This is a genomic window from Halorubrum sp. SS7 (assembly GCF_005435055.1).
Lineage (GTDB): Archaea > Halobacteriota > Halobacteria > Halobacteriales > Haloferacaceae > Halorubrum > Halorubrum salinarum.
In genome coordinates this window covers 1-1,078 of sequence record NZ_SGXV01000119.1, presented here as the reverse complement: position 1 = coordinate 1,078, position 1,078 = coordinate 1, and the positions used below count along the sequence as shown (strand labels likewise).

At 63.1% G+C, this 1,078-nt stretch carries 1 protein-coding gene and 1 pseudogene; both read left to right on the top strand.

Annotation, left to right across the window (positions count from 1 at the left end; all coding sequences use genetic code 11):
- On the top strand, positions 1 to 638 hold a 638-nt coding region (locus EXE44_RS17005), incomplete at its 5' end, for a carbohydrate ABC transporter permease (protein WP_199241255.1).
- A pseudogene (locus tag EXE44_RS17000) lies at positions 635 to 1,078 on the top strand (carbohydrate ABC transporter permease); the annotation flags it as partial. The gene EXE44_RS17005 and the pseudogene EXE44_RS17000, both read left to right, overlap by 4 nt.

Below are 1,078 nucleotides of genomic sequence, written 5' to 3'. Positions count from 1 at the left end.
CCGTGTTGAGCGTCACGGGCGAGACGCTGCTCGGCTTCCTCTACGCCATGCTGATGAAAGCCGAGTACAAGGGGCGGCGGCTCGTTCGGTTGCTCATCATCCTGCCGTGGGCGATCCCCATCGTCATCCAGGGGATGATCTTCTTCCTGCTGTTCCGACCCGGTTACGGGCTGTTGACCGAGCCGCTTCAGCAGCTCGGGATCTTCTCTTCGCTTCCCCTCAACACGACGTTCGACAGCTTCGTCATCGTGACGGTCGCGGACATCTGGAAGACCTCGGCGTTCATGGCCCTGCTGATCCTCGCGGGCTTGGAGAGCGTCAACCAGGACCTCTACGAGGTGGCCGACGTGATGGGCGCCTCCCGGTGGCAGCGGTTCCGCTACATCACGTTCCCGCTGGTGTTCCCGGTGTTGATGGTCGCGATGCTGTTCCGGACGATGGGCGCGCTGCGGGTGTACGGCATCATCGAATCGACCTCTGACCTGTCTCGTCACCCAACTGATGTTCGGCTCCGCGACGCTGTACGGGTCCGCGGCCGCCGTGAGCGTACTCATCGCCATCGTCGTGGGGCTGTTCATCATGGTGTACCTCCTGTTCATCCGACAAAGCAACCAGAGCCTGGGGTTAGCCTGACATGAGCATCGACGCACGCAACCACGACGACGCGGAAACGTTCGACGGATCGGGCGACGACACCGGTGACGACGGGGAGAACAAGTCCCGCGTCGCGCGGTGGGCGGACGACTGGATCAGGAACCCGGAGAAGGCGTACGCCGTGATGTTAGTGTTCCTCGGCGGCGTCCTGTTGACCACGTCGCTGTTCCCGTTGTACTGGCTGTTCAACGTCGCGATGGCGCCGCCCGGACAGCCCGACATCCCGCTCGTTCCGGCGAGCATAGACCTGTCCGTGTTCGTTCAGGTGTTCCGGCAGGTCCCGTTCGCGCGGTTCATGTTCAACAGCCTGTTTTACGCGTTCACGGTGACGGTGTTCGTGCTCCTCGTCGGGAGCCTCGCCGGGTACGCGTTCGGTCGCCTGGAGTTCCGCGGGAAGACGCCGCTTCTGTTCTCGCTTCTGGTG